This window comes from Clostridium neuense (assembly GCF_045310695.1).
Taxonomy (GTDB): domain Bacteria; phylum Bacillota; class Clostridia; order Clostridiales; family Clostridiaceae; genus Clostridium_S; species Clostridium_S neuense.
Window position 1 is genome coordinate 1 of record NZ_JBJIAA010000034.1, and the last position, 8,208, is coordinate 8,208.

At 29.2% G+C, this 8,208-nt stretch carries 7 protein-coding genes; 3 read left to right on the forward strand and 4 right to left on the reverse strand.

Annotated elements, in window-relative coordinates:
* Positions 1–396 precede the first annotated feature (396 nt).
* Positions 397–1,344 (reverse strand): GNAT family N-acetyltransferase, encoded by a 948-nt coding sequence (locus ACJDT4_RS23145; RefSeq protein WP_406789990.1) that lies wholly within the window; start codon positions 1,342–1,344, stop codon positions 397–399.
* 345 nt (positions 1,345–1,689) lie between these two features.
* Here ACJDT4_RS23145 and ACJDT4_RS23150 point away from each other — a divergent pair, with 345 nt between their 5' ends.
* On the forward strand, positions 1,690–2,346 hold the full coding sequence (locus ACJDT4_RS23150) for a DUF4230 domain-containing protein (protein ID WP_406789991.1): 657 nt from the start codon (positions 1,690–1,692) through the stop codon (positions 2,344–2,346).
* 780 nt (positions 2,347–3,126) lie between these two features.
* Here the strand turns inward: ACJDT4_RS23150 and ACJDT4_RS23155 are convergent.
* Genes ACJDT4_RS23155 through ACJDT4_RS23165 form a run of 3 tightly spaced genes read right to left on the reverse strand, consistent with a single transcriptional unit; the run spans position 3,127 to position 5,530 of the window.
* On the reverse strand, positions 3,127–4,638 hold the full coding sequence (locus tag ACJDT4_RS23155; protein ID WP_406789992.1) for a carboxypeptidase M32: 1,512 nt from the start codon (positions 4,636–4,638) through the stop codon (positions 3,127–3,129).
* A gap of 15 nt (positions 4,639–4,653) precedes the next feature.
* Positions 4,654–4,815, reverse strand: coding sequence for a hypothetical protein (locus ACJDT4_RS23160; protein ID WP_406789996.1), 162 nt, complete (start codon positions 4,813–4,815; stop codon positions 4,654–4,656).
* 28 nt (positions 4,816–4,843) lie between these two features.
* Entirely contained in the window at positions 4,844–5,530 is a 687-nt protein-coding gene (locus ACJDT4_RS23165) for a hydrolase (RefSeq protein ID WP_406789993.1), read from the reverse strand.
* Positions 5,531–5,863: 333 nt separating this feature from the next.
* Here ACJDT4_RS23165 and ACJDT4_RS23170 point away from each other — a divergent pair, with 333 nt between their 5' ends.
* Positions 5,864–6,808, forward strand: coding sequence for an ABC transporter ATP-binding protein (locus tag ACJDT4_RS23170; protein ID WP_406789994.1), 945 nt, complete (start codon positions 5,864–5,866; stop codon positions 6,806–6,808).
* Positions 6,808–7,995, forward strand: coding sequence for an ABC transporter permease subunit (locus ACJDT4_RS23175; protein ID WP_406789995.1), 1,188 nt, complete (start codon positions 6,808–6,810; stop codon positions 7,993–7,995). The genes ACJDT4_RS23170 and ACJDT4_RS23175 overlap by 1 nt, the downstream gene beginning before the upstream one ends.
* Positions 7,996–8,208 lie beyond the last annotated feature (213 nt).

Consider the following 8,208-nt stretch of genomic DNA (forward strand, 5'->3'; position numbering starts at 1 on the left):
TAGAATTTCTTCTATTCAAAAGAATTGCTGGTTCATTATCTCTTCTCTGTTTAATTTTCAAAGTTCAATGTGCTGCACGAGACAGCTTTTATATAATATCATTTTTAACTTGCTCTGTCAACATTTTTTTTAAGGTTTTTTCAGAACTCATTAAGTGCTGTCATCTCGCGACGACGTTTAACATAATATCATGTTTAGAATATTAATTTATGAAAATAATCCTTATTTATTAAAATTACAATCATAAATCAACGTATTTCTCCATTTTTCTCTTTGTATTTTATAATGATACTCCAGGCATAGCTTACCTTGATTTAAAAGATATTTACTGATATTATGCCTTATTCTCAACTCATCTGCAGATAAAAATTAGATATAAAAGTAATTATCTTTAGTTTATAACATCGAATTTTTTATTTTATAGAACGTTATATGATCTCTCCACTCACCATTTATATATAAGTAATTTCTGTTTAGTCCTAATTTTTCAAAACCACAGCCGAGTAGGACCTTTTGAGATTTTATGTTATCTACTAAAGTTGATGCTTCTATTCTATGAAGCTCCATTTCATTAAAAGCATAGTTTAAAACTAAAGAAAGAGCCTGCTTCATCCATCCTCTTCCTTGATATTTCTGATCCATAGAATATCCAATAATAGCGCTTTTAAAAACACCGTATGTAATGTTTGAAACTTGAATTTTACCAATAAGTGAATTTTCTACATAAATACCAAAGTTTATTCCCTCACCATTTAAATATTGTTTATATCCTTCCATGAGTATTTGCTTTTGCATTTCAAATGTATAAAAGCTTTCCTCTCTACTCGGTTCAAATAATCTCAAGTGCTCTCTATTTCTTATGTAATAATCAAGCATACAAGTAGCATCATTAGGAGTTAGCACTTTCACATTTATATCTTTACCAGAAAGTCTTAAAATATTTATTCTTTGATTATCATTATAAACCTTATAGTCTATCCCAAATATAAGCTCATCCTTATAAACATTTTTTTCTACTATACTTTTACTCACTATACCCTCAAGTTGAAAACCTAAATCAACAAATGGCCTTGTTGTTATTTCTTCATCTACTAAAACACTAACTTTATTAAATTCTTTACTGTTAAACAGGAAATCCAAAAACATTTTTAAAATTTCTCTAATGCTTTTAAAAATACTTTCCCCTTGTCTGTATAATTTTATACGTATACAACAAAACTTACTAACATTATTTAAATCTACTATAAATATTCTTCCTATAGTAATTCCAAACTTATCTGATATTATATACTCACTTTTTAGTCCATTTGCTTTTTCAATAATTATATTTTTGCCTTTCAACATATACAACTCCACCTAACCCGTATTGAAAAGTTTACTTTTATATAGAGTAGACGGTACATAATATCTGATTCTAGAAGTATGTAGGTATTGGCATTAAATCATTTTTTATGAAACCAAGTTTTCTATACTTCTTATGAAAATTAAATGTGGACAAAACTCTCTTGTTAATTTTAAGCTTTTAAGCAGTCTATCTATATATATTAAACCTTTATCTTGTTCATAATAAAGATACATTTTAAATTATATCACATAGTCCTACAATATGATAAAATATATTTAACATAGGACAAGCTATTTTTAAGCAAAGGAATCATAAATTTCAAAAGAAATGAGGTAATAATATTTATGAGATTTAATATACGAAAGAGAACAATATTATTAGCATTGTTATTTACTATTTTGTTGTGCTTTTTTTCATATAAGTTGTCAGGATTTTTCAAAGGGAATTCTAAACCTTGGATAGTCGCAGATGCAAATGATGCATCCAAGAAATTTATTACAAAAGACACAGTTATAAAAAAAATTCATCAAAAGCAAAAACTCATTACTACCGAAGTTGAGATAAGTGAAAAAACTACTATAGATAATAGCTGGGGTAATCTAGATATTTTCAAAAAGATGCAAAACATATCCTTTACAGGAAAAGGTGTTTATGTAGTTGACTTATCCCTATTAAAATCATCTAATATTTATATAGATTCTAACAATAATATATTAGCAATAAAAATTCCAAAACCAAAGGTAGAATTAGTTACTATTGATGAAAGTAAAACTGTTTATGAAACACCAGAAAAAGGGTTACTAAGATTTGGGGATATTAAATTAACTGCTCAAGAGCATGAAGTTATGGTAGAGAATGTAAAGAAAGCTATGCTTGAGAAAATGAATGAAACTGAATACTCTAATAAAGCCATTATAAATTCACGAAAATCAATGGAAACTATAATTAAGTCTATTTTAAACAGTAATTCTAAATATACTATAAAAATAGAATTTCTATAAAACTACAAAAAACCGTAAAGGCTGCTATACTAGCAGCCTTTACTATATTTTACTATCCCCTATGATTAAAAAACCCTAAAATTAAAATAAATAAAATTAAAAAGTTACACCTATACCTAGAAAACGTTTACCGCAGATGTAACTAAATTAATAAAATCTTCTTACCAAAAACAAGACCCCCACCTTATTAATGGTAAATTAACCTCTACGATCACATTTGATTGAAATCACGTTACTTTTCACCACCCACAAATGAAAAATAACTTATAAAAACTTTAACTCTCAAAGTTTAACCTTAAAAAACCCTTAACCTTTTAAGTACTAATTTATAATCAGTATTCCTGATTACGTTTACATTATACCATATACTTATTATTTACTCAATACCTAATTTAAAATAATTTTAATTTTATATATAAAGTGCACAGTATTTATAGATACTCGAAGTTTTAAATTACTAACATCAAATTTATCCTAGAAAATAAGATTTTACTTAGAGTACAATTGACAGATGACAGTGAAGGATGATTTTTCTCCGCTATCGCTTTGAAAAATCTAAAACTTAATGCTCACGCATGGCTTAAAGCATAATATTCAGCGCAGCTGATACTAAATAAGTTCTAAGATTTACCAGATAGAAACGAAAGGTAAATTTACCTTCACTGTGCTCTGTACTCTGTCAGTTGTGCTCTAAGTCAAACCATAACTTAACAGCATAAATTTGGTATTGTGAATTTAAATCTTTCATGTTGTTTATCTATACACTGTGCACTTTATAATTTATTTATAGTATATCTTCCCAAACTTTTTATCTATATACTCAATAAAATATTTTGAAGTAAGTTCTTCACCTGTAACCTTCTTTATAAGTTCTGATGGTTTATAAACAGCTCCATACTTATGGATGTTATCTTTAAGCCAGTTATGTATAGAACTTAAGTCTCCACTTTCTATATCTTTATCTACATTTGGCATATCTTTTTTCATTTTATTTAAAAACTGGGCACCATAAAGATTTCCCAAAGCATAACTAGGGAAATATCCAAAGCTTCCATCTGCCCAATGCATATCCTGCAAAACTCCTTCTGCATCATTTGATGGCTCTACCCCAAGATATTCCTTATATTTCTTATTCCAAACCTTTGGTAATTCATCAACAGTTATTTCATCGTTTATAAGCATTTTTTCTATCTCATATCTTATTATAATATGCAACCCATATGTTAACTCATCTGCCTCAGTTCGTATAAGTGATGGTTCAACATAATTAATTCCATTATAAAATTCTTCAAAAGACACTCCTTCAAACTGTTTAAACATTTTCGTTGCTTCGGGATAAAAATACTTCCAAAATGGCTTACTTCTACCTATTATATTCTCATAAAATCTAGACTGAGACTCATGAATTCCCATTGAAACTCCACAGTTAAGAAGAGTTCCTTGAAGATCATCGGGTATATCCTGTTCATATATAGCATGTCCGCCTTCATGAATACAGCTAAAAAGTGCACTTCTAAAATCATTCTCGTCGTAAAAAGTAGTTATTCTTACATCCTTGTTACCAAAGTTAGTTGTAAATGGATGCATGTATTCATCTATTCTTCCTGCTTTTTCATAATCATACTCCATCTTCTTAAGAACGATTTTGGAGAATTTTTCTTGCTCCTCTTTAGTGAACCTTTTAGTAAAGAAATCAATTCTAGGAGTATATCCAGACTTCTTTATCTTATTTAATACATCCATTATTCCATCTTTCATTTCCACAAAAAGTTTATCTACTTTTTCTGTTGTAATTCCTGGTTCATAATTGTCTAATAATGCATTATACTTGTTACCTTCATAGCCCCAGTACTCAACAAATCTCTTATTAAAATCCACTATTTTTTTAAGATGAGGTTTAAATATGTTAAAGTCACTTTTATTTTTTGCTTCTTCCCATGCTGCAAGTGAAACAGAACATTCCTTAGTATATTCTTTATATTCATCATCAGGTATTTTTTTAGTTTGATAGTATTCCCTCTTTAAATTATCAAGTGCTGCAGTTATAACTTCGTCAAGTTCATCTTTAACTCCATCAAAAAAATCAATGAACTTTTTAACTTCATCTGATGTTTTTAACTTATATAACTCTCCAGCCAAATATGCTGTTACTCTACTTCTATATTCAACTGCTTTTTTAGGAGCATTTACCATATCGTCCCAAGAGAAAACTGCTAAAGCAGATCCTAAATATTCAATTTTGCTTAAGTAACTTTTAAGCTCCTTAATTTTGTCTTCTACAGCTTTGTTCAATTTAAAATTCCTCCTTCACATAATAACTGATTCTGTTTCTCTACAATATCTAGTTGTAAGGCATTGTCCCAGATTTCTTGGACATTTTCTGCACATACAATCATTTACTTTACCATCACAATTTTTATCTTTAAATTCTGGACAATGTTTACAGTTAGAGCCTTCTACTATAATCAACTATTTCACCCTCATTTATTTAAGAATATTACCTTATTTCGTATTTTTCACGGTATCCTTTCATCTTTTCACTAAAAATTTCTCCATTTGATTCTGGAGTGTATGTTATCGCATTTGCGCCTGCCTCTATCGTTTCAGCAATAGTTTTTTCACTTGGTCCTCCAGTAGCTATTATAGGTACCTCTGGAAATTGATCTCGTATCTTTCTTACTATAGCCGCTGTATTTTTAGCACCTGAAACATTAAGTATCGTCGCACCTGAATCTATTCTCGCTTTTACATCTTCATATTCCGAAACTACAGTAACAACTATTGGAATATCTATAGTCTCTCTCATAACCTTTAAAACGTCATTAGGAATAGGACTATTCACAACAACTCCCATTGCCCCCTTAAATTCAGCATCTAAAGCAAGATTAACTACTCTTTTTCCTGATGTTAGTCCACCACCGACCCCACAAAACACAGGTACGTCTGCTGCAAGAACAAGTGCTGCTGTTATAACAGGTTGTGGAGTAAATGGATAAACAGCTATTACTGCATCTGCATTGTTATTTCTTATGACTGCAACATCCGTAGAAAATAAAAATGATTTAAGTCTTTTACCAAAAACTCTAATCCCAGTAGCATTTCTAATAACCGGTGGAATTTCAATCATATGACTTCTTAAAATTCCTTTTATTTCAGGCACGTACTTGTTGTTTTTATTTGTCATAATTACCACATCCCTCATTATAATTTATATAACCAATATGTCAAATTAGTTTTTGCATTTTATTAAGTGAATTAATTATAATTATTTTTTATTTTCTTTTCAATATATGCATATTTTTTATTTATTAATTTTTTGTTAAAATATTGAAATTATGTTCACATTATTATGTAGCATATATACTATTATACGTAATTACATTTGCATTTATATGCTTTAATTTTGACTACTTCTAAAAAAACTACAAGATTGACATTCATAAGCTTTATATATACTATTTAATGTATGTAAATTATATTTTCCATAATATTCTTTATTAATAAAGGAGGTAACCTTATGACCAATGTCCTTGAAGTAACTGATATTTATAAAAAATTAGGCAGCAGTCAAATAATAAAAGGTATAAGCTTTTCGGTAAAAGAAGGAGAAATTTTTGGATTCCTTGGTCCAAATGGAGCTGGAAAAACTACCACTATAAAAATGGTTGTTGGTCTGCTGTATCCTGACAAAGGAACTATAAAAATAAACAATTATAATGTGCAAACAGAAAGAGAAAAAGCCCTCTCTTGTGTTGGAGCTGTAGTTGAAAATCCTGAATTATATCTATATCTTACAGGAAGACAAAACTTAGAGCAAGTGGCAAATTTTTATAGCAACATAACTAAAGATGATATCGAAAAAATTGGTGAATTAGTTGGTTTAAAAGGTCGGCTTGATGATAAGGTAAAAAAATATTCACTTGGAATGAAACAGCGCCTTGGTTTAGCATCTTCCCTTCTAAGCAAGCCAAAGCTTTTAATTCTCGATGAACCAACAAATGGCCTTGATCCGTCTGGAATAATTGAATTTAGAAATATACTCAAAAGGACTGCTAAGGAAACAAATACTGGGATTTTTGTTTCTTCCCATATATTGTCTGAAATAGAGCAGCTTTGTGACACAGTTGCCTTCATTAAAAATGGTGTTATTGAATCCATTGAAGGTTTAAATAAATCAAATTCTGATAAACCTCACGTTGAAGATTTTCAAGAATTTATACTTAAAACAAAAGAAAAAGATAAGTGTAATGATAGCTTAAAAAATATTTCATATATATCAGACTTCAAATTACAAGATGAAACTGAATCTCCTTCAAGTTTTCTTATAAAAGCAAAAGGTGATTCAATTCCAGACATAATCCTTGATTTAGCAAAAGAAGGCATACGTATAGAAGAAGTATACAAAAAACATCAACAACTTGAAGACAGATATATGGAACTTGTAAAGGGAGTGAATAAGTAATGCATAAGTTAATAAAAAATGAATTTATAAAATTGCACTATAGAAAAAAATTTATTATTACTATAATAATATTCGCACTAATTTGTGGTCTTTTTTCTTTCGCATACTCAAAAATTCAAAGTCTTAGCACTCCTGATGCTCAAATAAACTTACTTAATAAATCAAAAGCCGAACTTCAAAGAGAAAAAAACGCAACCTCTGATAATACTAAAAAACAGCAATTAGAACAATCAATAAGCGAACTAGATAATGAAATCGACCAATTAAAAACAAAGAAACAAACAAGCAACAGCAAGGATTGGAAGACTACTTTAAAAAATAATATTGATACTCTAAGAGATCAAAAAAACTCTGCAACAGATATTTCTCCTGATAATGCAAAAGAAAATTATAACAAGCAAATTATATTTTATCAATATTTTATAGACCACAACATAAAACCTCAAACAAATGGAACTTTTTCAGCTTTTAATTTTCTTCAGGCCTTATTTAAACTTTTAGGACCACTATTTATACCAATTATAATTGCTATACTTTCAGCTGATATTGTATCTGGAGAATATACTCCTCCTACTATGAAGATGCTTTTAACAAGACCTGCATCACGAGGAAAAATACTTGTTTCAAAATTTGTGACAATACTTGTTTCTTCAATGATAATAATTACCGTTATAGAACTTATAAGTTATTTAGTAATGGGAATTATATATGGCTTTGATAATCCTATGTATCCTGTTTTAGTTGGTACAAAATATACATCCTCAGCCATAAAACTCACTCAGGATAGCACAGGGCTTATTCCTGTTCTTGGAAGTTCTCACGTAACAACAACTTGGAGTTTCATTATTCAAATGTTCTTATTCCAACTTTTATATATTTTAGCCTGCTGCTCATTATTTATATTGTTCTCTACAATATTAAGAAGCAGCTCAATTTCAATGACTTTAAGCATACTTATCACTATAGTTGTAAATATATTATCTTCAATTTCATACTTGGCAAAAGCATCACCGTTTTTCTTTACAACTTATGGCTCAACATCATCCATTTTGGATAGCTCTATAATCGAATCAGCAGGGGTAACCTATATAACACCACTATTTAGTTGTTTATTTCTAGTTATCTTCGCTGCAATATGTTACTCCATAGCTGCCTACGTATTTCAGAAAAAAGATATAAACATCTAAGGGGTTTGGGCGCAAGCCCATTATCCTTCTTGAACTAAATACCAGTCTTATTTATCATCTAAGGGGTTTGGGCGAAGCCCATTATCCTTCTTGAACTAAATATTAGTCTTATTTAACATCTAAGGGGTTTGGGCGTACAATGTCATCAACTTAAGAAACCTTACAATAAATTGAAGTGATATAAAATTTGATTTAAAAATTACTTTGCTAAAA